Raw genomic sequence first — 26111 nt, forward strand, 5'->3', positions numbered from 1 at the left:
GCTCGGAGCTGCCGTCGGCCGCCGGGTCGGGCGGATCAGGCCCAGACCTGCTGGGGCTCGGAGCGTCGTTGCGCCAACGTCGGCGGGGCGTCGTACTCGCGCACGACGTTGTACCGGGTGTCCCGTTCGACCGGCCGGAAACCGGCGTCCCAGATCAGCTCCAACAGGTCTTCCCGGTGCATCGTGTTCGGCGTGCCGTACGAGTCGGCATCGTGGGTGATCTTGTATTCGACCACCGAACCGTCCAGGTCGTCCGCGCCGAAGTTGAGCGAGAGCTGGGCCACCGACAGCCCGTGCATCACCCAGAAGCACTTCACGTGCGGCACGTTGTCGAGCAGCAGCCGGGACACGGCGAAGGTCTTCAACGACTCGGCCGGGGACGCCATCGTCGTCCGCTCCTGGAGCCGGTTACGGATCTTGCCGTCCGCCGAGTCGACGAAGTCGTGCTGGTAGCGCAGCGGGATGAAGACGGTGAAGCCGCCCGTCTCGTCCTGCAACTCCCGCAGCCGCAGTACGTGGTCGACCCGGTGCCGGGGCTCCTCGATGTGGCCGTAGAGCATGGTCGACGGGGTCCGGAGCCCCTTGGCGTGCGCCAACCGGTGGATCCGGGACCAGTCCTCCCAGTGGCAGTCGTGGTCCACGATGTGCTGCCGGACCTCCCAGTCGAAGATCTCCGCTCCACCGCCGGTCAGCGACTCCAGCCCGGCGTCGATGAGTTCGTCGAGGATCTCGTCGGCGGGCAGGCCGCTGATCTTCTCGAACCACTGCACCTCGGTGGCGGTGAACGCCTTCAGCTTGACGTCCGGCAGCGCCGCCTTCAGCTCGCGCAGCACCTTGGGGTAGTAGCGCCAGGGCAGGGTGGGGTGCAGCCCGTTGACGATGTGCAACTCGGTGAGCTGCTGGCCCTCCATCTCCTTCGCCTTGCGCACGGCTTCCTCGACACGCATCGTGTACGCGTCGGACTCGCCCGGTTTGCGCTGGAAGGAGCAGTACGCGCAACTGGCCGAACAGACGTTGGTGAGGTTGAGGTGCCGGTTGACGTTGAACATCACCCGGTCACCGTTCAGTTCGGTACGCCGGTGGTGCGCCAGCCGCCCGAGCCAGACCAGATCGTCGCTGGCGTAGAGTTCCTCGCCGTCGGCCCGGCTGAGCCGTTCGCCGGCGTACACCTTCTCCTCCAGCTCACGCTTTCGTCCGGCATCCATGCCAGCCACGTCCCTCCAGCAGCGATCCCCCACCAGCCCGATCTCCGACGAGCCTACGTGGATCCTCCGACGACAGCCCGGACCGGTCCGGCGACAGCGACGTAGTTCACCGGCCGGCGCGTCCGGTTAACCGGGTTCTCAGCGTCTCGTTACCCGCCCTCGGATCGACAACCCCAGCACATTGAGGTAAGACAAAGTGGGACGCGATACACACTCAAGGCGATACCTCGGCGGCATCGACGCTGCCGTGTGCGCCGGATGGGGAGCGGCATGACCGACAGCAGGCGCGGACGACCGGCGCGACCGGACAACACGGTTTCTCCGGTGCTACGCCCGATGCTCTGGTCCGCCCTGGTCGGCGCGATCGTCGCCGGGGCGCTCGCCAGCCCGGTCTACGCCGAACCGCCACTGCCGAACACCATCCCCGACTCCGGCGTACGCCCCGCGCCGGTCGGCGTGCCGGTGGTGCCCAGCACCACCACGGCACCACCGTCGTACTCGCAGATCCCGGCCGTCAACGGCCCGCTGGCGAGTCAGATCTACGCGCTGGAGGTCGAGGTCGCCCAGCTCGGCGATCAGTTGCTACAGCTACGCCAGGCGCGGGACACGGCGGCCACCGAACTGACCACCGCCGACGGGGCACGGGTCAAGGCCCGAGACGAACTGACCAGGGCCCGTACGTCGGCGGACAGCGCCGCGGCGGATGCGCTCAAGGACGCCGCCGGCCTGCCGCCGGGCGCCTTCGGCACCGATCTGCACGGCCTCGAGCTGCTCAGCCGGATCCAGCGTGGCGAGGAGCGCAGCGGCGACACCGCCCTGGCCGCCAGCGAGGTGGCGCGGGCCCTACAGGCACAGCAGGCGGCGGAGGCGGCCTACCAGGCGGCCTCGACCAAGTCCACGCAGGCGGCCGCGGCGTTCACGACAGCGGAGAAGCGCTACAAGGAGCGGGCCGCCGCCCTGGTGACGATCAAGCGCAACAACGCGAACCAGCTCGCGGCGATCGAACGGGCCCAGGAAGCGGCCGAGCAGCTTCTCGGCGACCAGATCGGCATCGACAGCGTCGCCGGAATGGTGGCGAACCCCAAGGCGCTGGGCGCGGTGCGCTACGCACTCGCCCAGCGGGGCGACCCCTACCTGTGGGGTGCCGAGGGCCCGAACCGGTTCGACTGCTCCGGCCTGATGCTGGCCGCCTACCTCTCCCAGGGCAAGCGGATCCCCCGGGTGTCCCGGGACCAGTACAACGGCACCCGTAACCAGACCGTCGCCCGGAATGCCCTGCTTCCCGGCGACCTCATCTTCTTCGCCTCCGGCAGCAGTTGGACCAGCATCCACCACGTCGCGATGTACATCGGCGGCGGCAAGATGGTCCACTCGCCCACCACCGGCGAGGTGGTCAAGGTCTCCACCGTCCGGTGGTCGCGGTTCTACGCGGCGACCCGGATCTTCCCCGCGGTGCCGGCGCCCACCACACCGCCACCCACCACGCCGCCAGCCACGACGCCACCTCCCACCACACCGCCACCCACCACGACGCCACCTCCCACCACGACGCCGCCACCCACCACGACGCCGCCCCCCACCACCACACCGCCACCCACCACCACACCGCCTCCCACCATCACGAAGCCGCCGATCACGAAGCCGCCGACGACGACGCCCGCGCCGATCCCGGACCCGCCGGAGACCACCCAGTCGGTGACGCCCACGACGAACACGTCGACGAGCGGACCGAGCACCACCCGGTCGACTTCGGCGGCGGACGGTAGCCCCAGCGAGGGCTGACGGTGCCGGCTGCTGGCCGGCTGTGCGGTCGTGCTGAGATATGGCACGGTGAGGGTTGACGTACTTCCGGCCCGGCCCACCGGTCCGGGCGTGGGCGCGGGAGGCAACAATGGACGAATCGCAGGTCAGGCCGGGCGACGGGGACGGACCGCCAGGTCCTGACGTTCCGGCAGGCTCCACACCGTCCGTACGGGACGGGCAGGGCGAACTGTCTCCGTTGCCGCCCCCGCCACCGGTCGGCACCGCCCTGCCGGAGCCGCCGGCCGAGGACGAGCTGCCCGAGGCGTACGAACCGCCCCCGCCACCGCCGGCCGGGGCGCTCTGGCCCGACGAGCCCCAACGGGGTCCGGCCGGGCAGGCCGGGCCCGAGGCGGATCGGGACCCGGTCGGCGTGGACCCGGTCGGCGTGGACCCGGCTGCCGACGAGGGAGCAGCGGCACCGGCAACGGACGACGTACCTGCGGAGGACGAGATGCCGTCGGCCGAGGAGGTGGTTCGGAAGTCGCCGGATCCCGCCGACGCCCTGCCCGAGCCGGTTCCTGCCGTAGACGCCACCGCCGCGCCCGATCGCGATCCCGCTCCCGATCCGGACGCCACCGCCGCGCCGGAGCCCGCTCCTGTCGTCGAAGCCACCGCCGTTTCCGGCTCCGACCTCGATCCTCCCGGTGCTACCGACACCGACGTCGACGTCGATCCTGCCCCGGACGCCGGTTCAGCTCCCGACGATGCCGCTGCCGCCGACGCCGCTCCCGACTCTGACGGAGCCGCCGACGCCGACGCCGTTCCGGACGCTGCCGCCGCTCCCGACGCCGATCTCGATTCTGCTGCTGCCGACGTCGGCGTCGCTGCTGTTCCCGGCGTCAGCGCCGATTCCGACGCGGACGCCGACCCTGCGGACGTGCCGGCTGTCGGCACGGCCGGAGGTTCCGAACCACCCGCGTCGGCTGCCGGCGTGGCAACCCCGGCCCCGTCGGGTACGCCAGCGGCCCGGGGCCGCGCCGCGACCGCAGCGGTCACGACGCCGAGTGCCGCCGATATCGCCTCGATGCCCGCCACCTCGTCGGGCAGCCGGACCTATCGGGCCGGTGACCTGGCCAAGGCGGCCTCCACCGCCTCCCCGGCCCCGTCCGCATCCCCGGCCCCGTCCGCTGCCTCCGCCATCCCAGTCGCCTCCGCCACCCCAGTCGCCTCCGCCACCCCAGTCGCCTCCGCCACCCCAGTCGCCTCCGCCACCCCAGTCGCCCCGGGGGCCGGAGAGGCGCCGGCAGCCGCAAGCGCCCCAGTAGCCTCCAGCGCCCCGGCGGCCTCCACGACTCCGGCAGGCTCCGCGACTCCGGCAGGCACCGCCACCCCGGCCGCCCTGCCAGCGCTGAGGACTCCGGCGACTCCGGCGCCACCGCTGCAACGGCGCCGCCCGCAGGCGCCGCCGGCAGCCGACTCGCCGTGGTCGGCGTTTGCCGCCGCCGTCAAGTCGCCGGCGACACCGCCCACCGACTCGGCCGCCGCCGCGTCGTCCGGCCACGCCCAGGTCGACCCGGTACGGCAGCACGGCCGCTCCGACGCGGTGGCCCTCGATGGATCGCCGGGAGTGGGCACCGCCAAGCCGCCGGCTATCTCCGATCCGTCGCCCCGAGGCACCGAGCCGCCGGTCGGCGGCGCTCCGGGATACACCGTGCCCCCACAGCGCAGCGCCCCCCGGAGCAGTGCCGGTACGACCCGGGCCAGCGCCTCGGTGCCGGGACTACCCCGGGTGTTGCCGACCGAGGCCGCCGCCGCGGCGGTGGTGCCGGGGCGGGCGAAGGTCTACCGGGCCAGCGAGCCGGATCCGGCCGAGCCACCGGCGCCGACCCGTCCCCCCGAGCCCGTACAACCACCGGAACCGGCACAACCGCCGAACCCGCCGGTACCCGAGCCGCCGCCGGGGCCCACCCCGGTGCCGTTCCCGATGCCCGTACCCCCGACGCCGGGCCCCGGACCGTTTCCCCCCGGCCCCGGGCCGGTGCCGCCGGGACCGGGCCCGTCGCCGTACCCGCCCACGCCTCCGGGCCCCGGACCGGTGCCGCCGGGACCGGGCCCGATACCACCCGGACCGATGCCGAACCCGTACCCGCCCACCTCGGCGGGGCCGGGCGCGGTGTCGTACCTGACCCCGCCCGGATCGAGTGGCCCGAGCGGCTGGCCGGCGGATGTCCGGCCCCCCGCCGGCGCCCGGCCGCCCGCCGACCCACCGCTGGTGGTTCCGGCGCCCGCCCTGCCCGCCTGGCCGCCGCCGACCAACCCGCTGGCCTCGAACCGTCCCGTCAATGCCGGTACGCCGGGCTACTCCCTGCCCACTGCCGACCCGGGCCCGGCCGTCGCCGCCAACACCGAGCGCCCGTCGGCCCCGGCTCGCCAACCGGCCCCTCCACCCGCCGCCCCTACCACCCCCACCACCCCGCAGTCGCCGGGATATCCGGACTGGGCGCGCGACCAGCGCCCCGAGGGCACCGTGTACGGCGGGCAGGAAGGGCATGTGACCGTTTCGATGCCCTCGAACCAGGTGGAGAACTCCGGCTCGCTGACCGGCCACATCCTGGCCCAGGGCTGGACGGACACGCCATCGCAGAAGACGAACACCGGACGGGTCGTGATCGTCCTGCTGATCGGGCTCAGCATCCTGGTCGCGGTGGGTCTGCTGGTCGTGCTGCTGGTCGGGGACGCGTTCAGCAGTCTCTTCGACGGACTGTTGGGCAGCTGATCGACGCCACGGCCAGCGCCAATGTCCGACGGAACGGAGCGGCCGCCGCCGATCTCCGGTGGTGAGCCTGCCCACTGGCGAGCGCGCCGAGGTGGCAGCGGCGGCATACCCCCGTACACTTGGTTGGATTGTTGACCTGGCGCGTGTACCGCGCCTATGGGCGATCTTGCGGGCGAATCGGCGGCGACCACGTCGCGGCGGGCCATCGCGATGATGCGCCCCGCTTGAGAGGTATCCTTGACGACCTTTGCTGACCCCAGCACGTTTCCGTCCGTATTCGACGCCCAATCGGCGTCAGAAGCTCCCGCCGTTCCGGCCACACCGGCCGTTCCCGACGCCGAGCTGATTTCCGCCGCCGAGGCTGTTCCGGCCGACGAGCCTGTTCTCGCCGCTGACGGCGTTTCCACTGCTGGCGGCGATTCTGCTGGACACGCTGTTACCGGTCCGGCGGTTGTTTCCGGCACTGGGAACGGTGACCCCGAAACGGACGGGACGATCGACGCCCACGAACCGGCCGCAATTGCCGAACCCACCGATTTCGCCGCGCTGGGGCTGCCCCGGCAACTGGTCCGGGCGCTGAGCCGGGAGGGCATCAACACCCCGTTCGAGATCCAGCGCGTCACCGTGCCGGACGCGCTCGCCGGTCGGGACGTACTCGGCCGGGGCCAGACCGGCTCCGGCAAGACGCTCGCCTTCGGGCTGCCCGTGCTGACCCGGGTCGCGGCCGGTCCCCGAGCCCGGCCGAACCACCCCCGGGCGCTGATCCTGGTGCCGACCCGGGAACTGGCGATGCAGGTCAACGACGCGCTCATGCCGCTCGGACGGGCGCTGGGCGTCTTCCTGAAGACCGCCGTCGGTGGAGTGCCCTACGACCGCCAGATCGACTCGCTGCGGCGCGGCGTGGAGATCATCGTCGCCACGCCGGGCCGGCTGGGCGACCTGATCCAACGGGGCGTCTGCAAGCTCGACGACATCGAGGTCACCGTCCTGGACGAGGCCGACCAGATGGCCGACATGGGCTTCCTGCCGGACGTCACCGACCTGCTCGCCAAGACCCCGGCGAACGCCCAACGGCTGCTCTTCTCCGCCACACTGGACGGCGACGTCGACACCCTCGTCAAGCGGTTCATGACCGACCCGGTCACCCACTCGACAGACCCGGCGACCGCTGCCGTGTCCACGATGGACCATCACATCCTGCTGATCCCGCCGCACGACAAGTTCGCGGTGGCGGCCTCGATCGCCGCCCGGCAGGGTCGCACGATGATGTTCGCGCGTACCCAGATGGGCGTCGACCGGCTGGTCGAGCAGTTCGCGGCCGTCGGTGTCCGGGCCGGCGCGCTGCACGGTGGCAAGACCCAGCGGGTGCGTACCCGCACACTGGCCGAGTTCAAGGAAGGCCGGACGAACGTCCTGGTCGCCACCGACGTGGCGGCCCGGGGCATCCACGTCGACGGGGTCTCGCTGGTCGTCCACGTCGACCCGCCCAAGGATCCGAAGGACTACCTGCACCGGGCCGGTCGTACCGCCCGGGCCGGAGAGTCCGGTGCGGTCGCCACCCTGGTTCTGCCCAAGCAGCGCCGGTCCACGCTCGCGGTGCTGCAGAAGGCCGGTGTCGAGCCGGCCGAGACCCGGGTACGTTCCGGCGACGCGGCGCTGGCCGAGGTGACCGGGGCTCGTCAGCCCAGCGGTGTGCCGGTGGTCGAGGAACCGGCACCGCGCCGGGCCGAGCGCCCCCGCACGGAACGACGGTACGGCGACCGTCCGCAGGGCGAGCGACGCTACGGCGACCGTCCCCAGGGCGAACGGCGCTACGGCGACCGTCCCCAGGGCGAGCGACGTTACGGCGACCGGCCGTCCGGTGATGGGGCCGGACAGGGCGGCCGGACCGAACGGGGTGCCGAGTGGCGGCCGGGCGGCCGGCACGGAGGTTTCCGGCACGAGGGCCGGACCTCCACCGATCGCCCAGGCTGGGACCGTCCGCGCGACGACCGGGGGACCGCCGAGCGTTCGACGGAAGACCGACGGGGCCACCGGTTCGACGGGCGACGGCCGACGCCAACCCGCTGATCGAACTCGACCCGCTGATCGAACTTTGACCGGGCCGACGGCGCGCATGTCGCGTGCCGTCGGCCCGGTCCGTTTCTCGGCGTGGCAGGGCAGGCCGTTCATTCGCACGGCACGGCGCGGCCCGTTTTGGCGCAGCAGACATGGATGTCGGTAGTCGGCGGTAACGTCCCGGGCATGCCGACCAAGCCGAAGTCGTTGTTCTGGAACCGGACCGATGTGGCGGGCGCCGATCACGCTCTCGTCGACGACCGACGCGGACTCTCCGCTCGGGGCACCGCCCTGGCCGTCGACCCGCTGGCCTTCACCTGCCGTTACGAGCTCCGCACCGACGAACGCTGGGCGGCCGAGGGGTTGGAGGTCAGCTGCGAGGGTGAGGGCTGGCTGCGCACCCTGCGCCTGGAGCGGGCCGCGGGCCGGTGGCGGGCCAGCACCGCCGAGCAGGGGGACCTGGACGCCGCGCTGGTCGCGGCCGGACATCCGGCCGCCGGCCTACCCGGGACCGAGGAGCCGGAGCGGCTCGCGGAGGCGGTCGACGTCGACCTGAGCGCCTCGCCGCTGTTCAACACCCTTCCGGTACGCCGGCTGGGGCTCCGGGACGCCGCTCCCGGAAGCACGCACCGGATCGTCGCGGTTTGGGTGCTGGTGCCCAGCCTGCAGGTGATCCCGGCGGAGCAGCTCTACACGGTGCTGGACGGCGGCGGCGTACGCTTCGCCAGCGAGGGCTTCACCGCCGACATCACGCTCGACTCGGCCGGCTACGTCCTGCACTATCCCGGGCTGGCCGAGCGGCGCGGATGATCGAGATGGCGCCGCACCCGCGTCAGCCGGCCCACTCTCCGGAGACCAGGAACCGCTCGATCATGGACAGGTACGGCGCCAGGTCCATGCCCCGGCCGGCCACCCACTCGTCCGAGTAGTACGTGTCGGTGTAGCGCTCGCCGCCGTCACAGAGCAGGGTCACCACCGATCCGGTCCGGCCGGCGGCCCGCATCTGGGCGATCAGGCCGAACGCGCCCCACAGGTTGGTGCCGGTCGATCCGCCCACCCGCCGGCCGAGCACCGCCGACGCGGCACGCATGGCGGCCAGCGAGGCCGCGTCCGGCACCCGGATCATCCGGTCGACGACGCTCGGTTGGAAGGACGCCTCGACGGTCGGCCGGCCGATCCCCTCGATCCTGGACGCACCGTCGGCAGTGGTCGACCAGTCGGCCGACGCCCAGGCCGGATAGAACGCGGATATCTCCGGATCGACCACGCAGAGTCTGGTCGGAAGTCGCCGGTAGCGGACGTACCGGCCGATCGTCGCGCTGGTGCCGCCGGTGCCCGCGCCGACCACGATCCAGTCCGGAATCGGGTGTCGCTCCAGGGACAGTTGTGCGTAGATCGACTCGGCGATGTTGTTGTTTCCCCGCCAGTCGGTCGCGCGTTCGGCGTACGTGAACTGGTCCATGAAGTGGCCGCCCAGGTCCTCGGCCAGCCAACGCGCCTCGACCACGACGGTGGCCGGATCGTCGACCAGATGGCACTTTCCGCCCTGGAACTCGATCAGGGCGATCTTCTCCGGGGACGTGGCGGCCGGCATGACGGCGATGAACTGCACCCCGAGCATCCGGGCGAAGTACGCCTCGGAGACCGCCGTCGACCCCGACGACGCTTCCACAATGGTCGTGTGCGGGCCGATCCAGCCGTTGCACAGTCCGTAGAGGAACAGTGACCGGGCCAGCCGGTGCTTGAGCGATCCGGTCGGGTGCACCGACTCGTCCTTGAGGTACAGGTCGACGCCCCACTCGCGGGGCAGCGGGAAGCAGAGCAGGTGCGTGTCGGCGGACCGGTTCGCGTCGGCCTCCACCGCCGCGATGGCCGCGGTCACCCACGCCCGCTCGGTGTCGTCAAACCGGTCCAGATGTTCCATGACCAGGAACGTAGCAAGGTCGCTCGGGAAGGTACCCGGTCAGGGCGCCGCTACCGGGCGGGGCACGGTGACCGGCTGGGGACGGTTCTCCCATTTCGTCGACAACGCGACTCCGGTACGGGTCGACGCCACTCCGGCGGTCCGGTTCAATCGCAGGATCAGTTGCTCCAACTCGGCAATTGTGCCTACTCGGGCCTTGAGCAGGAACGATTCCACTCCGGCCATGAAGTAGCAGGACTCGATTTCCGGCATCTCCCGGATCGCCCCGAGTACGTCGTCGGTATCGCCGCCGGAGTCCTGCACGATCCCGATGAGGGCCGTCACGCCGAGCCCGATCGCCTCCGGCGCCACGTCGGCCCGATAACCTCGGATGACGCCGCTCGCCTCGAGTTTGCCGACCCGCTCGTGCACTGCCGGCGCGGAGAGGCCGACCTGCCGGGCCAGCTCGGCGTACGAAAGGCGGGCATTGCCGCGCAGCAACTCAACGAGGCTGAGGTCGATGGCGTCCACGGAGTGGACCCTAGTCCGAGTCCCGGATGGGGTCGGCGGCGGAGGCGGCATTGTTGCTGACAAAGCTCTTAAATGCCGTAAATCGTCCCGTCTAACCTCCCACACAGTACGTTTTCGCGTTTGCCGGACACGGCACTCCGGCGGTGTTGTAATTGCCCTACGTCCCTTAAACGAAGGCTCTGGCAAGCATGTGTTCTGGGGGCGGTCCTACCAGTCCGGGGGCTTCGTCGACGCGAGGAGGGGGCTGTGGACACTGGAGATCGTCTGCTGACACCGGGCGAGGTGGCAGCACTCTTCCGCGTCGATCCAAAGACCGTGACACGCTGGGCCGCGGCCGGGCGTATCGGTAGCATCCGAACACCCGGCGGGCATCGCCGCTTCCGCGAGTCGGAGGTACGCGCGCTGCTGGAGGGTGAGGGCATGCTCGACGAGGTGGACGAGGGCATCGCAAACCGTCCGCGGAACGCGGGCCCGGCCACCCCGAGTGGTCCCGGCCCGGCCAGCGCCGGCAACGTCGGTTTGCACTGATCCAGACGAGACCCGGCCGGCTGGTCGTACCCGACAAGCCGGCCGGTTTCGGTGGGGGGCCGACCGGCCGGACCAGCCGGACGCCTCCGGGCGTGATCGGGGGTCATCCCCGGGCCGCGCCCAGTTCGCCGGACCAGCGCTGGAACAGCGAGTGCGGCACACCAAGCGCGTCCAGCACCTTGCCGGCGACGAAGTCGACGAGTTGGCGGGCCGAGGCGGAGGCGCCGGCGCCGTAGAAGCCGGGACTCGCCGGCAGCACCACCGCTCCGGCGTCGTGCAGGGCGATCAGGTGCTCCAGATGACTCCGGGTGACCGGCGTTTCCCTGGGCACCACCACCACCGGGCGCCGTTCCTTCAGGTTGACCTCGGCGGCCCGTTGCAGCAGGTCCTTGGAGAGGCCGATCGCGATGCCGGCGCAGGCCGCCGTGCTCGCCGGCACCACGACCATGCCCCGGGCCGGATACGAGCCACTGCTCGGTCCGGCCGCGAGATCCCCGGCCGGCCAGTACCGCACGTCGGCGTCGGCCAGGTCCCGCTCCAGCCACCCGGACAGGTCCTCCCGCCAGTGCGCGTCCCGGAACGGACGACCGGTCTCGTCCAGGATCGTCAGCCGGGCCGCCCGGGAGACGACGAGGTCCACCGGCGCCCGCGCGTCCAACAGCCCGCCGAGCACGGCGGCCGGGTACGGCGTACCCGACGCGCCGGAGACACCGACCACCCACGGCCTTCTCATGCCCACCAGCCTGCCGCAACCGCTCATCGGGGAGCCGGCCGCCCCCGGTCGGCGCCCCGCGACGGCCGGACCGGTCGCGTCGCCGGGCCGTGGGCGGCGGACCGCATCATCAGGTGGTGCGAGATGGGACGGCGGCGACGGCGATCACAAAGACCCCGAAAGCCGGACCGGTCGCGTCGCCGGGCCGTGGGCGGCGGACCGCATCATCAGGTGGTGCGAGATGGGACGGCGGCGACGGCGATCACAAAGACCCCGAAAGGTGGAATGCTGCTCACGTATGTCCGTGGTGCGGGACCGAGGGAGGACGGACATGTACCGCGACGGCACCTGGGTGGACGAGCTGCGGTGCCCGATTCCCGCACGCCTCTGCCCGTACGCGGACGAGGTGCAGAACTGGCTGGTCGACTGGGTGGAGCGGATCGGTGGGCCGCTCGACGCCGAGGCCCGGGTCCGGCTCGCCCGGGGCGGCGTCGCCCGGTACGCCGGCCGGCTGTATCCCGAAGCCACCGAGGTCGATCTACAGGTACTCGCCGCGCTGTTCACCTGGTTCTTCCTGCTCGACGACGCCTGCGACGCCAGCCGGCGGCCCCGACCGGCCGAGGTGGCCGCGCTCTGTGACGGTGTGCTGCGGCTGCTGCGGAGCCAACCGGTCGCCGCGGCGGGTACCCGCCCGGCGAACCAACCGCCGGCCGCGCCGGGGACGCGCTCCCCGAACCGACCAGCGGCCCGGCTGACGTCGCCACCGCCCACCCGCTCGGCGAACCAGCCGGCACCCCGGCCCGAGGCGTTCGACGGACCGCTCCGTCGGATGCTCGCCGACGCCTGGCAGATCCCCTACCACCGGATGTCCGTCTCCTGGCGGAACCGCTTCGTCGACGCGGTGGCCCACCACCTCGACGGCGTGGTCATCGAGGCCACCAACAAGGCGACCGGGCGGCTGCCCAGCGTGGCCGAGTACATCGCGCTGCGCCGGGCGACGTCGGCGGCCTACATCTCGTACGCCCTGATCGAGTTCGCGACCGGGCTGCCGGTGCCGGACGCCATCTACCACCATCCGGCGGTACGCGAGGTCGCCGCCACCGCGAACGACCTGCTCTCCTGGTTCAACGACCTGCTGTCGCTGGACCGGGACGCGGCCACCTCGGGCGGCCACAACCTGGTGCTGGCGGTGGCCCGGGAGGACGGAATCCCGATCGAGGCGGCGGTCCGGGTGGTGGTCCGGCGCTGGCAGCGGAGCATGCGGCGGTTCGTCGAGCTACGGGAGGCCGTCCCGTCGTTCGGACCGGCGCTCGACGGGCCGCTGCACGAGTACCTGGAGGGCGTGGCCAACTCGGTGCGCGGCACCATGGACTGGTCCCTGGAGAGCGGCCGCTACCGGAACGCGCTGCCGGCCACCCGGCGGCCCGGCCCGGTGGTCCGGGCGGAGCGGCTCCCCGGCAACGCCTAACCCCCCAGGTGGAACCGGACCACGAGGTCGAGCAGGGCGAAGACGAAGAGCGCGATCCCGACGAACCCGTTGGCGGTGAAGAACGCCCGGTTGACCCGGGACAGGTCGGTCGGCGTCACCACCACGTGCTGGTAGCCGAAGGCGAGCGCGGTGAGCGCCAGGCCGAACCACCACGGCCAGCCGAGCCCCACCAGCTCGCCGAACCACAGGAACAGGCCGAACGTCACCACGTGCGCCACGGTCGAGGCGTGGAGCGCGAACCGCAGGCCGTACCGGGCGGGCACGCTGCGTACTCCGATCCGCCGGTCGACCTCGATGTCCTGGCAGGCGTAGATCAGGTCGAAGCCGCCGATCCACAGCCCGACCGCGGCGCCGAGCAGCCAGGCCGGGCCGGAGCCGGCGAAGGTGCCGGTCACGGCGAGCCAGGCACCGACCGGGCCGACCGCCTGGGCCAGCGCCAGGATCGCGTGCGGCCAGTCGGTGAAGCGCTTGGCGTACGGGTAGACCACCAGCGGTACCACGGCGAGCGGGGCGAGCACCAGGCAGAGCGGGTTGAGCGCCGCCGCGGCGGCGAGGAAGACGACCAGGGCGACGGCCGCCCCGGTCCAGGCCGTCCGCACGCTCACCGCCCCGGTGACCAACTCCCGCTTGGCGGTACGCGGATTGCGGGCGTCGATCCGTCGGTCGATGATCCGGTTCGCCGCCATCGCGAAGGTACGCGCACCGACCATGGCGATCGTGATCAGCAGCAGGTCGAGCCAGCGCACCCGTCCACCGTGGCGTTCCATGGCGGTCAACGCCGACAGGTAGGCGAACGGCAGCGCGAAGACCGAGTGCTCGATCGCCACCAGCCGGAGGAAGGACTTGACCCGCCCCGGCGACTCCGCAACGGTACTCACGAGATGCCGTACTCCGTCCACCGCTTGTCCACCAGGGAGCGGATCTCCGGTGACATCGTCATCTCCTCCGGCCAGCCTCGGGTGTAGCCCTCGGCCGGCAGCTTGCGGGTGGCGTCCACGCCGGCCTTGCCGCCCCAGAACTGCTGGTACGACGAGTGGTCCAGGTGGTCCACCGGCCCCTCGGTGAGCAGCAGGTCCCGGGCGTAGTCGACGTTCCCGAAGGCCCGCCAGGCCACCTCGGCGTAGTCGTGCACGTCGCAGTCCTCGTCGACGACCACGATCAGCTTGGTCAGCGACATCAGGTGGGCGCCCCAGATCGCGTTCATCACCTTCTGGGCGTGCTTCGGGTAGCGCTTGCGGATCGAGACGATCGCGCAGTTGTGGAAGACCCCGGCCGCCGGCAGGTCGTAGTCGACGATGTCCGGGATCATCAGCTTGAGCAGTGGCTGGAAGATCCGCTCGGTGGCCTTGCCCAGGCCGTGGTCCTCCTGGGGCGGCTTCGAGGTGATGATCGAGTGGTAGACCGGGTCCCGTTGGGTGGTCATGGCCTCGATGTGCAGCACCGGGAACGGCTCGACCGGGGTGTAGAAGCCGGTGTGGTCGCCGAACGGGCCCTCGGGCAGCCGTTCCCCCGGCTCGATGTAGCCCTCCAGCACGATCTGCGCGTGCGCCGGCACCTGCAACGGCACGGTGAGGCAGTCGACCATCTCGACCCGCTCGCCGCGCAGGAACCCGGCGAACAGGTACTCGTCGATGTCACCGGGCAGCGGCGCCGAGGCGGCGTAGCTGACCACCGGGTCGCAGCCGATCGCGATCGCCACCGGCAGCCGCTGGCCGAGGCGCTCCGCGACCGCGTGGTGTGCCGTGGAGTCCTTGTGGATCTGCCAGTGCATGCCGAGGCTGTTGGCCGAGTGCTGTTGCAACCGGTACAGGCCGAGGTTGCGCTTGCCGGTCTCCGGATGCTTGGTGTGGGTCAGCCCGTAGTTGTGGAAGATCCCGCCGTCGCCGGGCCACACCTGGAGGCCGGGCAGCCGGTTCAGGTCGACATCGCCGCCCCGGTAGATCACCTGCTGGCAGGGTGCCGTCTTCACCTTCTTCGGCGGTACGGACTTGAGCTGCATGACCTTGCCGAGGCCCTCCCGGATGCCCGACCAGCCGACCGGCAGCTCCGGCTTGACCAGCGCCCCGATCCGCTCACCGATCTCGTCCAGCCGGTCCACGCCGAGCGCCATCGCCATCCGGCGCTCGGTGCCGAACAGGTTGATCGCGATGGGCATCTCGCCCCGGGTGGGCCGCTCGAAGAGCAGCGCCGGCCCGTTCGCCCGCACCGTCCGGGTGGTCACCTCGCTGATCTCCAGCGTCGGATCGACCGGTACGCCGACCCGCCGCAACTCTCCGGCGCTTTCCAGCGCGGTGAGGAACTCCCGGAGATCCTGGTACGGGAAGCCACGAGCCGCCATGGCCGCTAGTCTGTCGCACCGCCGGTCCGGGCGGCACGGCCGGGTACCCCGCCGTGACCGGGCTCCCGCCGGCGCGGCTGTCAGAGCAGTCCGACGCCGAGCAGCAGGGTGCCGGCGATCAGGCTGACCCCACCGACCACCACCAGCCAGATCAGCTTGTTGGGCCGGGTGTCGGTGGGCCGGACCACGGACAGGAAGAATCCGAGCGGCATCAGGATCGGCGGGGCGACCAGCAGGGTTCGGATCAGCGTCAGCATGCCGTCGCCATAGTCGGACCGGTCCAGGTAGAGCAGCGCGACCAGGGCGAACAGCACCAGCACCCCGGCGTGGGCGTGCCCGGCGGTCCACAGGGCCCGGCGCACCGGATTGTCGAGGTAGCCGGGGATCCGCCGGACGAGGTTCATCAGCAGGGACAACCCGCCGAACGCGATCGTCGAGACGGTGATCAGCAGGACGGCGGCGGTGCTCTGGGTCGCGGATGACATCAGGGTTCTCCCGGGCATAGGTCAGAGCAAAACTTGTCGACGTCAAGATTCCACCGTCACGGCTATCTTGTCAACAGCAAGACCGGGGTCGGCCCGGCCGGTTCCGGGAGTGTCCGGAACAGCAGCCAGCTCAGCGCGGGCATCAGGATCAGCGGGGCGAGGGCCACCTGGAGCGAGGCCACGTCGGCGACGTGACCGATGAGCGGGCTGACCAGGCCACCGACGCTGACGGTCAGGCCCAGCGTGATGCCACTCGCGGTGCCGACGCGGGTCGGAAGGTAGTCCTGGCCGAGGGTGATCTGGAGCGAGAACGGGATGTAGAGCCCGGCCGAGGTGAGCGCCACGAACAGGTAGAACGCCGGGCCGGGCACGAACACGATCCCCCCGACGGCGCCGACCGTCACCAGGTACGACCAGCGCACGACGGTGACCCGGTCCCAGCGGCCGGCCAGGCTGCCACCCAGCACCGTGCCCACCGCCCCGCCGAGATAGAGCACGACCAGCGCCGCCGTCCCCGCCGAGGTACCTCCCCCGGTGCGCTGTGGCGCGTAGAGCGCCAGGAACGCGCTCAGGCCGGCGAACGCGACGGAGCGGCAGACCACGGCCAGCGTCAGCTTGCCGAACGAGGCCCTGTCGTCGGTCCCGGTCCGCACGGTGGTACCGGAGCCGGGCCCCGACGTCCGGTGCAGTGCGCGGAGGACGGGCAGGCACAGCACGCTGCCGGCGAGGGCCGGCACCACGAGCAACGGCGTGAGTCGCAGGCCGCCGGTGGCGACGACGGCGGTGACCAGAATGGGCGCGACGGCGAAGCCGAGGTTGCCGCCGAGGGAGAACCAGCCCATCCTGGCGTGACTTCCGCCGCTCGCGATCCGCGCGATCCGGGCGGACTCGGGATGGTACGCCGCGACTCCGATCCCGGACACCGCCACGAACGCCAGCGTCAGCGGGTACGAACCGGTGATTCCGCTGCACGCGATTCCCAGCCCGCCCAGGATCGTGCTCAGCGGCAACAGCCAGGGCAACGCCCACCGGTCCGTCAGCGCACCGAACAACGGCTGCGCCACCGAGGAGAGCAGCGACGCGGCGAGCACCACGCCGGAGACCGTCGCGTAGGTGTAGGCACGCTCGGCGATGAAGAACGGCAGCAGCGAGGCCACGGCTCCCTGGTAGACGTCCACGCAGGCGTGCCCGATGGACAGCAGGATGATCGTTCTGTTTCTCCGCACGCCGTCATGCTCACCGCCCGAGGGCCTGTCGGGCTTCCGATAAACTGCCAACCAATGACGAAAACCCGCCACCAGGCGGTAGCGCCGACCCGCGCCCAGCGGCTGCCCTCCGGGTCCGCCATCGACGCGCACCGCCACGACGACCACCAGATCGTCTACGCCGCTCGTGGAGTGCTCGCCATCACCACCGACGCGGGTTCCTGGGTGGTCCCCGCCACCCGCGCCATCTGGGTGCCCGCCGGAACCGTGCACGCCCACCAGGCCCACGGTGAACTCGAACTGCACCTGGTCGGCCTGCCCGCGACCGACAACCCGCTCGACCTGACGGAGCCGACGGTCCTGGCGGTCGGGCCGCTGTTGCGGGAGCTGATCCTCGCCTACACCCGCGTTCCGCAGGACGTCGACCCGGCACGTGGGCGACTGCGGGCCGTCCTCCTCGACCAGCTGCGGGCCTCGCCTCAGCAGCCCGTCCACCTGCCCGCTCCCACCGAGCCCCGGTTACGGGCACTCTGCACGATCCTGTACGCCGACCCGGCCGACAACCGCACCCTGGCCGCTCTCGGCAGGCAGGTCGGCGGGAGTGACCGCACGCTGTCCCGACTGTTCCGGTCCGACCTCGGCATGACCTTTCCGCAGTGGCGCACCCAACTGCGGCTGCACCGTGCGTTGGTGATGCTGGCCGAGGACGTCCCGGTGACCGCCGTGGCGCATCGTTGCGGGTGGTCGTCCACCAGCGCCTTCATCGACGTCTTCCGGCGTACTTTCGGACACACCCCGGGCAGACACGAGCGCCGGTAGCGTCGGCGACCGGCCGGCGAGGGCGCCGTCCGGGCTGCTTCCGGCGCCGCCGACGCCCGCCCCGGCGGACTCTTCCCAGTTCAGGGCGCCGCCGACCGGTCGACGAAGAATTCTCCGAAGAAATTCCGCCGACCTGTCGGATCCGCCGTCGCCCGTTCGAGGCATGGGTGAAGCGGCCGGTCCGAGCGACGGACCGGACCGGTGGACCCGAGGGAGGACGACGATGAACCAGCGAACCGTTGCCGAGGCGAGCCGACCGACCCGGCCCGGACCGGCGGCCCGGAGGGTCGGGTCGCCATGTGACCCGGCGACCGGCGTCACCAGGTCACTGTTGGCGTACGGCGTGCTCGCCGGTCCGACGTACCTGCTGGTGTCCCTGGCCCAGGCACTGAGCCGGGACGGATTCGACCTCACCCGGCACGCGTGGAGCCTGCTGGCCAACGGTGCGTTCGGCTGGATCCAGATCACCAACCTGGTGCTGACCGGGCTGATGACCGGCGCGTTCGCGCTCGGCCTGCACCGCGTACCGCCCGCCGGGCCCGGCGCGACCTGGGCGCCCCGGCTGATGGGGGCGTACGCGGTCAGCCTCGTCGCCGCCGGCGCGTTCCGGGCGGATCCGGCGCTGGGTTTTCCGGCCGGCACCCCGGAGGTCGGTGCGCCGGTAACGTGGCACGGCACCCTGCACTTCGTCGCGGGCGGCATCGGCTTCGGCTGCCTGGTCGCGGCCTGCCTGATCCTCGGCCGCCGGTTCTCGACCGAGGAACGGCGGGGCTGGGCGGTCCTGTCCAGGCTGACCGGGGTGCTGTTCCTGGCCGGCTTCGTCGCGATGGCCGCCAGCGCCGGCAGCACCTGGGGCAACCTGGCCTTCACCGCAGCGGTCGTGCTCGCCTGGGCCTGGATGTCGGCGGTGGCCGCCCACCTCTACCGCCGGACCGCGCCGGGCCACTGATCCACCCGTCGGCGAACCAACGTCAGGAAATCCTCGAAGACACCGAAGGAGACACCACGATGCGTTACCTGGCATTGCTCCGGGCCACCCGGGCCACCACTCCGCCGCCGCCCGGCCTGATGGAAGCGATCATCCAGCTCGGCGAGGAGGCGACCGCTGCCGGCGCGCTGCTCGACACCGGCGGCCTGGCCCCGAGCACGGACAGCGTACGGATACAGGTCTCGGCCGGCAGCCTGAGCGTGACCGACGGGCCGTTCGCCGAGGCGAAGGAGACGATCAGCTACGTGCTGTACGAGGTGCGGTCGAAGGAGGAGGCGGTCGAGTGGACCTCGCGGTTCATGCAACTGCACCGCGACCTCTGGGAGGGCTGGGAGGGCGAGAGTGACGTCCTCCGGGTCTTCGGACCGGAGGACTTCGCACCGCAGGTCTGAGGCCGGAGGCAGACGCATCCGGGGCGACCGGGCCGTCGGCGGCCGGTTCGCCCTGGATGGTCGGCCGGTTGACCGCCGGCTCGCCCCGGACACGGGTAGCGGCAGGTGGTTGGATCGGTGACCATGGCGGTCACCGATCCACAGCAGGCCAGCCGCCGGGCCGTCGAGGCGGTCTGGCGGATCGAGTCCGCCCGGATCATCGCCGGGCTCGCCCGGCTGGTGCAGGACGTCGGCCTCGCCGAGGAACTCGCCCAGGACGCGCTGGTCGTGGCGCTGGAGCAGTGGCCCCGGTCGGGCGTACCGCCGAATCCGGGCGGCTGGCTCATGTCGACCGCGAAGCACCGAGCAATCGACCTGCTCCGGCGGCGTACGACGTACCAGCGGAAGCTCCAGGAGTTGGGCCGGGAAATCGAGAGTCGGCCGGACCCGACCGAGGACGAACTGACGGCGGTGCTCGACGATGAGCGGATCGACGACGACCTGCTCCGACTGATCTTCACCGCCTGCCATCCGGTGCTGCCCACCGAGGGGCGGGTGGCGCTGACACTCCGGCTGCTGGGCGGGCTGCGTACCGACGAGATCGCCCGAGCGTTCCTGGTGCCGGAGTCGACCGTCGGCCAACGGATCACCCGGGCGAAACGTACGCTCGCCGCGAAGCGCATACCTTTCGAACTGCCGCCCCGGGCCGAGCTGGCCGACCGGCTCGCCTCGGTGCTGGAGGTGGTCTACCTCGTCTTCAACGAGGGCTACTCGGCGACCGCCGGCGACGACTGGATGCGGCCCACGTTGTGCACGGAGGCGCTCCGGCTCGGCCGGATCCTGGCCGGGCTTCTGCCGGAGCAGGCCGAGGTGCACGGCCTGCTGGCGCTGATGGAGATCCAGGCATCCCGGATCCGCGCCCGGACCGGCCCGGCCGGCGAGCCGGTCCTTTTACCGGACCAGGACCGTCGACTGTGGGACCGGCTGTTGATCCGGCGCGGCCTGGAAGCCCTGGACCGGGCCGAGGCGCTCGGGATCGGGCCGTACACCCTCCAGGCGGCGATCGCGGCCTGTCATGCCCGGGCCCGGACCGCCGACGACACCGACTGGGTACGCATCGCCGCGCTCTACCGGGTGCTGGTGCACGTCTCGCCGTCCCCGGTGGTGGAACTCAACCGGGCCGTCGCGGTCGGGATGGCCACCGGCCCCGCCGACGGCCTGGAGATCGTCGAGGTGCTGGTCTCCGACGGTGCCCTGGCGAGCTATCCCCTGCTGCCGGCCGTCCGAGGTGACCTGCTCGCCCGGCTCGGCCGACACGACGAGGCACGGCAGGAGTTCGAACGCGCCGCGAGCCTGACCCGCAACGCCCGGGAGCGCTCACTCTTCCTCGATCGCGCCGCCACATCCGCTGCCACCATGAGCTGAACCGGAATCCGTGCCGGTACGGCCCGTGGGTCCCGTCGTACTCCGGACTGCTCAGTTCTCGCCGGCGGTGATCAGGCCGGTCTCGTAGGCGCAGATCACCGCCTGGGCGCGGTCCCGGAGGCCGAGCTTGGTCAGCACGTTGCTGACGTGGGTCTTCACGGTGTGCTCGCTCACTACCAGGTTCCGGGCGATCTCCGCGTTGGAGAGGCCTCGGCCCAGCAGGTGCAGGGTCTCCCGTTCGCGGGCGGTGAGCACGCGGAGGCCGGCGTCGGGCGCGTCGGCCAGCCGGGTCGCACCGGGCCGGTGGCGGCCGGCGATGTCGGCGATGATCTGCCGAGTCACCGAGGGGGCCAGCAGCGCATCACCGGAGGCCACGACCCTGACCGCGTGGACGAGGTCGTCGCGGCGCACGTCCTTGAGCAGGAAGCCGCTGGCACCGGCGTAGAGCGCCTCGTAAATGTAGTCGTCCTGGTCGAACGTGGTGAGCATGATCACCCGGCTGCCGGTGTCCGCGCAGATGCGACGGGCGGCCTCGATGCCGTCCATCGTCGGCATTCGGATGTCCAGGAGCGCCACTTCCGGCCTGTGCTCCAGGACGGCGGCCACGGCCGCCTCGCCGTCACCGGCTTCGGCGACGACGGTGATGTCCGGCTGGGCGTCAAGGATCATGGAGAACCCGCTGCGTACAAGCTCTTGGTCGTCTGCGATCACCACCCGAATCGTCACGCCGGGAACGGTAGCCGAACCTCGACGGTGAACCCGCGCCCACCTGCGTCCGGCCCGGTTCTCGCCGTACCTCCGCAGGCGGTCGCGCGTTCCCGGATGCCGACGAGGCCGTGTCCGCCGCCCGCGCCGCCGGTTCCGGCACCGTCGTCGGTCACCGTGATCGTGAGGGCCTCGGGCGACCAGTCGAGGTGTGCGTCGACCTTGCTGGCCGCCGCGTGCTTGACGGCATTGGTCAGGGCTTCCTGCACGACGCGGTACGCGGCCAGCTCCACGTCGGCCGGCACCGGGCGCGGCTCGCCGGTCACCCGGAGGCTGGCCACCGGCACACCGTCGATCAGCGGCTGTAGCTGGGCCAGGGTGGGCTGCGGGCCACGGGGTCCGGCCTCCGAGCGCAGCAGGCCGAGCAGACCGCGCAGTTGCACCATGGCATCCCGGCCGGCGGTGGCGATCGCGTCGAACGCCGCCTCGGCCCGGTGCGGGGCGGTACGCACCGCAACCGGCCCGGCCTCGGCCTGCACGATCATGAGGCTCACCGCGTGGGACAGCACGTCGTGCATCTCCCGGGCGATGCGGGCCCGCTCGCGCGCGGTGGCCCGGTCGGCCTCGAACTCGCGTTCGCGCTCGGCCCGAAGTGCCCGGTCCTCCATGGTGGCCGCGCGCTCCTGGCGGGCGTGGCTGAGCCGGCCCAGGACGTACGCGGTGAAAAAAACCAGGAAGGTGTAGAAGTACTCGCTTATCCGGTTGGTGTTGAACGCCACTCCTGCCGCCACACCGGGGAAGGTCGCGGCGAGCGCGCCCCAGCGCTGCCGGCGACCACCGAGTGCGGCGACCGTGTAGAGCGCGACCAGCCCACCGTACGCGAGGGGCTGCCCCGGCGCGTCCACAGCTTTGCCCGCGATCGTGGCCAGTGCGACCACCACCAGCACGGTGAACGGTACCCGCCTGCGCCAGATCAGCGGGATGGCCGTACCCGCGGTGAGCAGGTACGCCAGCAGCCCCGGTGTGCCACCCGGCCGGGGGAGCACGAACGGCAGTGACACCGCGACGAGGACGAACACGGTGATCGCCGCATCCACCACGTACGGATTGGTGGTACGCACGAAGCGGGCGAGCGACATCGCGACAGTATGCATAACCCCTGACCTCCTCCCCGTCGACACCCGATCCCCCGGCCCCGGGGGGATCGGTTCCGGACTCTCCGCTCAGGCGAGAGCGGGCGCCGGGTTCGCCGGGGTGGCGGCGGCAGTGCCACGGGCCAGCGGGAGGAAGGAGATCAGCAGCAGGACCGCGCCAATCGGAATCAGGTCCTTGTCGATGAACGGCGTAGCGAGGTCGGCCAGCACCAGGACCGGCGTCCACAGCTTGATCCGGCGCTGCACGGCGAGCAGGACGACCAGCACGAGCTGGCCGAGATAGAACGCGTAGGGCCCGAAGTCGTACGCGAGCTGCGAGATACCCGGCAGGGTGCGTACCTGGTAGATGATCGTGCTCATGCCGTAGTTGTCGGCGGCCAGAAAGCCGGCTGCGATGTCGATCGAGAACTGGGTGATCAGCGCCAGCGCGCCGAGGGTGCCGGCCATGGCGCTCACCGTCGCCAGGACCCGGCCGCCAGCCAGGCGGCGCATCTGCCAGAACACGGAGATGAACGCGGCGAGCGCGCCGATGAACGCGAGGTGCCCGATGGTCCAGGCCGGGCCGGGACCACGAACGCCGTCCAGGCCGTCGACGAGACGGATAATCCCATAGCCCATGACCAGGACCGGGGCGGCGATGAAGGCAGGGCGGAACGTCATTGTGATGTCTCCTGGGGGGTGTTTGCGCCGCATGTTCGACGTGATCGAGCCTGCCGTTTCGCCACCCCGAAGACATCGCTTCGCCGGGCGATCTTGTCAGCACCCGGCACCTCACTCGCACGCATGAACGCCTCCGCCGCGCGGGCGAGAGACCAGGCTCCGCGCGGCCGATCACTCGCCGGTGTAGAGCCGGGGCAGATCGACCAGGACGAGGTCCGACCGCTCGGCCGCGACCGCGCTGAGCCGTTCGGTGAAGCCGTCGGCGCTGGCCAGCAGCAGCCGGACATCCCCGGTGTCGAAGCTGGACCGGCCCCGGAGCACCTCCCGGACCCGCCGCAACCGGTCGAGATCCGGCTCGCCGAGCCGGCGTCCCCACTTCACCTCGCCGATGGCCAGCAACGGACGGGGACCGTCGCCGAGCGGCGGCTCGCCGAGCGCGACGAGATCGAGTTCGTGTCTCGTCCGGCCTACCGGGTCGGTCAGCACGCCGGAGTTGACCTCGGCGACCGGGCCGCCGAAGGTCTCCGGCGCCGCGAACCGCAGCGCCCACTCCCGGACCAGTTCCTCGAAGCGGGGACCGAGAACCGCGCTGGCATACCGGCGTTGCGAGCGACGCCAGACGTCCGCGCCCCGGCGCTGCTCCAACGCGGTCCAGGCCGGACGCATGACCGCCTGGTAGAACGTCACCAGCGGCTCGGTGATCCGGAAGCTGCTCCGGCCGGTGCGGAACGAATCGGGTGCCCGGACGAGCAGGCCGACATCCTCCAGCACGGTCAGCGGATGTTGCAGGTCGGTGGCCTTCCGCCCGATGTAGCCGGCGATCCCGCCCCGGGTGGCGTTGCCTTCGGCGACGGCGGCCAGCACGGAGTGGTAGAGCGCGGTCTCCCGCAGGTCCGGATCCTCGGCGAGCAGGTAGCGGGCCTCCCGGAAAAGCGGCCGGGCCGGGTTGAGCACGGCCCGCACCACCCAGTCGTCGAAGTCGGCCAGGTCTGCCGGCGCATCGTCGGAGACGTACTCCCGGCGGTAGGCGGGCGTGCCGCCGACGATCGCGTAGACCCGGGCCGCGAGCGCCGGGTCGGTGATCCCCCAGAACTGCGCGGCGCTGCGGAAGTCCAGCGGCTGGACCGGCAACTCCAGGCTGGCCCGCCCGCGAAGCGGTGCCGATCCGGCGAGCAGGCCGCCCATGAAGGAGAGCGCCGATCCGCACAGCAGGATCCGGGTACGGGACTCGGCGCGCTCGACGCGGCCCGGTGTCAGGGCGTGCTGGATCACCGACGGCAGGTCCCGGCTGGCGCGGGCCAGGTACGGAAACTCGTCGAGTACGACTGTGGTCGGGCGGGTCGTGCCCAGGGCGAGCAACGCGTCGACGGCGTGCTCCCAGTCGGGCAGGTCGACCGGCCCCGGGGCGTCGACGTGCTGCCCGAGCGCCGCTCCGAGCCGACGCAGCGAATCGGTCGCGGTGGCCTCGGTGGCGCCGAAGTAGAACCCGCCGGTGGCGCGGGCGAGCTCGTACAGCAGCAGTGTCTTGCCCTGCCGTCGGCGCCCGGTGACAACGCCAAGGGTGGCGCCGGGACGATCGTCGGCGGCGAACCGGGCAAGATCCGCCCACTCGGCGTCCCGGTCGAAGATCCCCGCTGGTTTCCGCGGTCCCGCCACCCGACCCCCTAGTTAGAGGTGCACTTCTAAGAAGCGTACTTCTAACTCGCTTGCCGCGCGACAGCTCTCTCATCGACCCGGAACCGCTATCGCTATATTGCTAGTTAGCTAGTACATTGACATCCTACCGTGTGGCATCGATCCATCGCACACCCACCGGTCGCCTTCCCCACTCATCCCCCAAGAAGGACGCTGATGACCGCACGTCGAACCATCCTCAGGGCCGGCGCCGCCGGAGCGCTCACGCTGACCGTCGGCACCCCCACCGGTACCCCCGCAGCGGCAGCACGTCGCACCGCACGACCGCGCACAGGACCCGATCCCGCAGCCCTTCAGACTGCCCTCGACGACATCGCGGCGGGGGCGGCGTCCGGCGTGCTGGCCGAGGTGCGGCACCCAGGAGGGGTATGGCGCGGCAGCAGCGGCGTTGCCGAACTCGGCACGTCCCGGCCGGTACGGGTCGATGGACGGTTCCGGGCGGGCAGCATCACCAAGTCGTTCGTGGCGACCGTACTGCTCCAACTGGCCGGTGAACGGCGGCTGGCGCTCGGTGACCCGGTCGAGCGGTGGCTGCCCGGAGTCGTTTCCGGCGGGGACCGGATCACCCTGCACCACCTGCTGCAACACACCAGCGGAATTGTCGATTACACCAGGACGCCCCAGTTCGACCAGCTCTACGGGACGGTCGAGGGAATCGTCGCCATGCGGTACCGGACCTGGACGCCGCACGAACTCCTGGCCTTCGTCACCGGCACGCCCCCGCTGTTCGAGCCGGGAACGGGCTACCGATACTCCAACACCAACTACCTCCTGCTCGCACTCGTCATCGAGCGGGTTACCGGCCGCCACTACGCCACCGAGGTCGAGCGCCGGATCCTGCGCCCGCTCGGGTTGACCGGCACCGAACTCCCCGGCATCCATCCGTACATCGCCGGGCCCCACTCGCACGGCTACCTGCCGGTCGAGCGCGACGGAACCTACGGTCCGGTGGACATCACGGCGTTCAACCCGTCGGTTGCCGGGGCCTCCGGAGAACTGCTCACCAGCACCGCGGACCTCAACCGCTTCTACCGCGCCCTGCTGACCGGACGGCTGCTGCGTCCGGCACAACTCGCCCAGATGAAGTCCCCGTGGATCACCGGCGCCAGGGCCGACTACGGCCTCGGGCTACAGACCAGGCGGTTGCCGACCGGCACGACGGTGTGGGGACACGGAGGTGACATCTTCGGGTACGAAGCCGCGTCGTGGAGCACCGAGGACGGCGACCGCCAACTGACCGTCGCGGTCAACCCGTGGGGCGAGGGCGATCTCAACACTCTGATCGACGACCTCCTGGCGGTGGCGTTCCGCCAGCCCTGAC

The 26111-nt window shown here is 71.5% G+C and carries 23 protein-coding genes; 11 read left to right on the plus strand and 12 right to left on the minus strand.

The genetic code is table 11. The annotated features are described in order from the left end of the window. Positions 1–35: 35 nt before the first annotated feature. Positions 36–1205: an aminofutalosine synthase MqnE gene (gene mqnE, locus ACFP2T_RS21385; protein WP_377424418.1), complete on the minus strand. Its 1170-nt coding sequence runs from the start codon at positions 1203–1205 to the stop codon at positions 36–38. 270 nt (positions 1206–1475) lie between these two features. Here mqnE and ACFP2T_RS21390 point away from each other — a divergent pair, with 270 nt between their 5' ends. The 4 genes from ACFP2T_RS21390 to ACFP2T_RS21405 all read left to right on the plus strand — a co-directional run bounded on the left by ACFP2T_RS21390 (position 1476) and on the right by ACFP2T_RS21405 (position 8592). Next, positions 1476–2987 carry a C40 family peptidase gene (locus ACFP2T_RS21390; protein ID WP_377424419.1) on the plus strand — a complete coding sequence of 504 codons (1512 nt, stop codon included), beginning with the start codon at positions 1476–1478 and terminating at the stop codon, positions 2985–2987. 109 nt (positions 2988–3096) lie between these two features. Then, positions 3097–5724 carry a hypothetical protein gene (locus ACFP2T_RS21395; protein WP_377424421.1) on the plus strand — a complete coding sequence of 876 codons (2628 nt, stop codon included), beginning with the start codon at positions 3097–3099 and terminating at the stop codon, positions 5722–5724. Between the two features lie 495 nt (positions 5725–6219). Further along, positions 6220–7794, plus strand: coding sequence for a DEAD/DEAH box helicase (locus ACFP2T_RS21400; protein WP_377424535.1), 1575 nt, complete (start codon positions 6220–6222; stop codon positions 7792–7794). Between the two features lie 174 nt (positions 7795–7968). Then, positions 7969–8592, plus strand: a complete 624-nt coding sequence (locus tag ACFP2T_RS21405) for a putative glycolipid-binding domain-containing protein (protein WP_377424422.1) — start codon at positions 7969–7971, stop codon at positions 8590–8592. A gap of 22 nt (positions 8593–8614) precedes the next feature. Here ACFP2T_RS21405 and cds1 read toward each other — a convergent pair whose 3' ends face one another. Both cds1 and ACFP2T_RS21415 read right to left on the minus strand, forming a co-directional pair. Further along, positions 8615–9706: an L-cysteine desulfhydrase Cds1 gene (gene cds1 / locus ACFP2T_RS21410; protein WP_377424423.1), complete on the minus strand. Its 1092-nt coding sequence runs from the start codon at positions 9704–9706 to the stop codon at positions 8615–8617. 39 nt (positions 9707–9745) lie between these two features. Further along, on the minus strand, positions 9746–10216 hold the full coding sequence (locus tag ACFP2T_RS21415; protein ID WP_377424424.1) for an Lrp/AsnC family transcriptional regulator: 471 nt from the start codon (positions 10214–10216) through the stop codon (positions 9746–9748). 246 nt (positions 10217–10462) lie between these two features. On the opposite strand from ACFP2T_RS21415, the gene ACFP2T_RS21420 reads away from it, so the two are divergent. After that, entirely contained in the window at positions 10463–10744 is a 282-nt protein-coding gene (locus ACFP2T_RS21420) for a BldC family transcriptional regulator (protein ID WP_192765870.1), read from the plus strand. 103 nt (positions 10745–10847) lie between these two features. On the opposite strand, the gene ACFP2T_RS21425 is transcribed toward ACFP2T_RS21420, so the two are convergent. Beyond that, positions 10848–11477, minus strand: coding sequence for a UbiX family flavin prenyltransferase (locus ACFP2T_RS21425; protein ID WP_377424425.1), 630 nt, complete (start codon positions 11475–11477; stop codon positions 10848–10850). Between the two features lie 310 nt (positions 11478–11787). On the opposite strand from ACFP2T_RS21425, the gene ACFP2T_RS21430 reads away from it, so the two are divergent. Further along, entirely contained in the window at positions 11788–12924 is a 1137-nt protein-coding gene (locus ACFP2T_RS21430) for a terpene synthase family protein (RefSeq protein ID WP_377424426.1), read from the plus strand. Here ACFP2T_RS21430 and mqnP read toward each other — a convergent pair. The 4 genes from mqnP to ACFP2T_RS21450 form a co-directional block, all read right to left on the minus strand. Continuing rightward, positions 12921–13844 (minus strand): menaquinone biosynthesis prenyltransferase MqnP, encoded by a 924-nt coding sequence (gene mqnP, locus ACFP2T_RS21435; protein ID WP_377424427.1) that lies wholly within the window; start codon positions 13842–13844, stop codon positions 12921–12923. The two genes, ACFP2T_RS21430 and mqnP, sit on opposite strands and share 4 nt — an antisense overlap. Continuing rightward, on the minus strand, positions 13820–15283 hold the full coding sequence (locus ACFP2T_RS21440; protein WP_377424429.1) for a menaquinone biosynthesis decarboxylase: 1464 nt from the start codon (positions 15281–15283) through the stop codon (positions 13820–13822). The genes mqnP and ACFP2T_RS21440 overlap by 25 nt, the downstream gene beginning before the upstream one ends. 80 nt (positions 15284–15363) lie before the next feature. Next, a complete protein-coding gene (locus tag ACFP2T_RS21445; protein ID WP_377424431.1) occupies positions 15364–15768 on the minus strand; it encodes a hypothetical protein in 405 nt (134 codons plus the stop codon). Positions 15769–15830: 62 nt separating this feature from the next. Further along, the gene (locus ACFP2T_RS21450) at positions 15831–16994 is read right to left on the minus strand and encodes an MFS transporter (RefSeq protein ID WP_377424432.1); all 1164 of its coding nucleotides are present in this window, start codon (positions 16992–16994) and stop codon (positions 15831–15833) included. Between the two features lie 54 nt (positions 16995–17048). Between ACFP2T_RS21450 and ACFP2T_RS21455 the strand changes: the two genes are divergently transcribed. The 4 genes from ACFP2T_RS21455 to ACFP2T_RS21470 all read left to right on the plus strand — a co-directional run bounded on the left by ACFP2T_RS21455 (position 17049) and on the right by ACFP2T_RS21470 (position 20576). Continuing rightward, on the plus strand, positions 17049–17792 hold the full coding sequence (locus ACFP2T_RS21455) for an AraC family transcriptional regulator (protein ID WP_377424433.1): 744 nt from the start codon (positions 17049–17051) through the stop codon (positions 17790–17792). A 223-nt stretch (positions 17793–18015) separates the two neighbouring features. Beyond that, on the plus strand, positions 18016–18741 hold the full coding sequence (locus ACFP2T_RS21460) for a DUF998 domain-containing protein (RefSeq protein ID WP_377424434.1): 726 nt from the start codon (positions 18016–18018) through the stop codon (positions 18739–18741). A gap of 59 nt (positions 18742–18800) precedes the next feature. Further along, positions 18801–19172 carry a YciI family protein gene (locus tag ACFP2T_RS21465; RefSeq protein WP_377424435.1) on the plus strand — a complete coding sequence of 124 codons (372 nt, stop codon included), beginning with the start codon at positions 18801–18803 and terminating at the stop codon, positions 19170–19172. 123 nt (positions 19173–19295) lie between these two features. Then, positions 19296–20576, plus strand: coding sequence for an RNA polymerase sigma factor (locus tag ACFP2T_RS21470; protein WP_377424536.1), 1281 nt, complete (start codon positions 19296–19298; stop codon positions 20574–20576). 51 nt (positions 20577–20627) lie between these two features. On the opposite strand, the gene ACFP2T_RS21475 is transcribed toward ACFP2T_RS21470, so the two are convergent. From ACFP2T_RS21475 to ACFP2T_RS21490, 4 genes are all read right to left on the minus strand, one after another. Next, positions 20628–21245: a response regulator gene (locus ACFP2T_RS21475; RefSeq protein WP_377424538.1), complete on the minus strand. Its 618-nt coding sequence runs from the start codon at positions 21243–21245 to the stop codon at positions 20628–20630. 53 nt (positions 21246–21298) lie between these two features. After that, the gene (locus ACFP2T_RS21480; RefSeq protein ID WP_377424436.1) at positions 21299–22420 is read right to left on the minus strand and encodes a sensor histidine kinase; all 1122 of its coding nucleotides are present in this window, start codon (positions 22418–22420) and stop codon (positions 21299–21301) included. An 84-nt stretch (positions 22421–22504) separates the two neighbouring features. Next, positions 22505–23095 carry a hypothetical protein gene (locus ACFP2T_RS21485; RefSeq protein ID WP_377424438.1) on the minus strand — a complete coding sequence of 197 codons (591 nt, stop codon included), beginning with the start codon at positions 23093–23095 and terminating at the stop codon, positions 22505–22507. A gap of 171 nt (positions 23096–23266) precedes the next feature. After that, a complete protein-coding gene (locus ACFP2T_RS21490; RefSeq protein ID WP_377424439.1) occupies positions 23267–24751 on the minus strand; it encodes an ATP-binding protein in 1485 nt (494 codons plus the stop codon). Positions 24752–24946: 195 nt separating this feature from the next. Here ACFP2T_RS21490 and ACFP2T_RS21495 point away from each other — a divergent pair, with 195 nt between their 5' ends. Further along, positions 24947–26110: a serine hydrolase domain-containing protein gene (locus ACFP2T_RS21495; RefSeq protein ID WP_377424441.1), complete on the plus strand. Its 1164-nt coding sequence runs from the start codon at positions 24947–24949 to the stop codon at positions 26108–26110. The last annotated feature ends 1 nt before the right edge of the window (position 26111 follow it).

The sequence above is a fragment of the Plantactinospora solaniradicis genome, assembly GCF_042658085.1.
Taxonomy (GTDB): domain Bacteria; phylum Actinomycetota; class Actinomycetes; order Mycobacteriales; family Micromonosporaceae; genus Plantactinospora; species Plantactinospora solaniradicis.